Raw genomic sequence first — 1,364 nt, forward strand, 5'->3', positions numbered from 1 at the left:
TTACTTATTGCCTTTGTCATAAAGCTCTTGAAGCTTCGGCTGCAATTCCTTCGCCCATTCCGCAGCCGTCATCTTGCCGTCATACACTTTGCCGGCCTCCTGCCACATCGTATCGATCCATTTGGTGTCCTTCGAGCCAAAATCAATCGTCGGGTGCCCGTAGTCTTCAATAATATCCAGAAATACTTGGCGGTTTGCAGGTGCTTTGTCATAGCTCACAAACTCGCCTTTTGCCATATCAATCAGGTTAGGCACCGCTTGGCCCAGCTCGTAGTTTTGCTTCTGGCCTTCATTATCAAGCGCGAGGAACGCTGCCAAGTTAAAAGCTTCCTGGGCATGCTTCGATTTGCTCGATACCGAATAACCCATCGATCCAACCCATGTGCCCGCTTTGCCTGTTGCCGGGTTCACCGGCCATGCCGCGATATCCCAGTCGAACGGCAAGTCCCAGAAGCCCGGTTGATCCCATGGCCCCATCGGGAACATGCCTACTTTGCCAGCCACGAAACGGGAGTAAGCGTTCATTGCTTTCTCATCCTCTGGCGACGGTGTCACGTTGTGCTTCAGGCGAAGGTCGGCTACCCACTGCATGGCGCTTGCGAATTCAGGCGTATCGATCGTGATCTTCCCTGTTTTGTGATCGATGAAATCTCCGCCGCTTGCCCATACCGCGCCTTCCAGCGTGAAGTTAGCTCCGCCGTAAATATCGACTTTACCGTCCCCATTCTCGTCTTTCGTCAGCTTCTTCGCGGCATCCAGCCAGTTATCCCATGTCCACTTGCCAACCTCCGCTGGCGGCAGCTCTACCCCAGCTGCTTCAAACATCGTTTTGTTGTACGCCATTGCCCACGGACCTACATCCTTCGGCAAACCATAGAGGTCGCCTTGCCCAACCATCTTTCCGTCATATCGGTAGCGATCCAGCGCTTGCTTCCATACGTTGTCCTCTTGGAACAGCTCTGTCGTTTCTAGAAACGGCTGCAAATTTTGGATCGTGCCAGCTTCCGCATATTTGAAAAATTGCGGCCCCGATACGTAGAATACATCCGGCGTTTTGCCTGATGCGATTAACGTCGACAGCTTTTGGTTGTACTCTGCCGGCGGCACGCTTGTATATTCGACCTTTACGTTCGGATATTTCGCTTCATACGATTTAATAAGCTTTGCGAAGATATCCTTCTCCTGCGGGCTGCCATGGCCCATAAACGAAATTTTTACGTTCTCTTTCGGCGCGTTTGCCGCGTTAGTCTCTTCCTTCGGCGTATTCCCGCTCGTCGCGGAACCGCTTCCATTATTGCCCGATGAGCAAGCCGTAAGCAGCATGACGAAGCATAGTATAAGTACGAGTCCAAGCTTTACCGATA

1 protein-coding gene is annotated in these 1,364 nt (G+C 52.1%); it reads right to left on the reverse strand.

Translation table 11 applies throughout. The features are described 5' to 3' along the window. Positions 1-1,364: ABC transporter substrate-binding protein (locus A7975_RS17205; RefSeq protein WP_065385938.1), on the reverse strand; the 1,364-nt coding region annotated here is incomplete at its 5' end.

Origin of the sequence: Bacillus sp. FJAT-26390 (genome assembly GCF_001682865.1) — a bacterium.
In the GTDB taxonomy this organism is placed as follows: Bacteria; Bacillota; Bacilli; order Paenibacillales; family Paenibacillaceae; genus Pristimantibacillus.